This is a genomic window from Halalkalibacter oceani, from assembly GCF_023715605.1.
Taxonomy (GTDB): domain Bacteria; phylum Bacillota; class Bacilli; order Bacillales; family Bacillaceae_D; genus Halalkalibacter; species Halalkalibacter oceani.
The window spans coordinates 1-240 of record NZ_JAMBOL010000119.1; the positions used below are offsets into that span (position 1 = coordinate 1).

General features: G+C 56.2%; 1 rRNA gene. It reads right to left on the reverse strand.

Features of this window, described 5'->3' with window-relative positions:
- Window positions 1-240 (reverse strand): 23S ribosomal RNA (locus M3202_RS22245); the annotation flags it as partial.

The window sequence follows — 240 nt, forward strand, 5'->3', positions numbered from 1 at the left end:
CCCAGGGTAGCTTTTAACCCTAGAGCGATGGCCCTTCCATGCGGAACCACCGGATCACTAAGCCCGACTTTCGTCCCTGCTCGACTTGTAGGTCTCGCAGTCAAGCTCCCTTATGCCTTTGCACTCTACGAATGATTTCCAACCATTCTGAGGGAACCTTTGGGCGCCTCCGTTACTGTTTAGGAGGCGACCGCCCCAGTCAAACTGCCCACCTGACACTGTCCCTGAACCGGATCACGG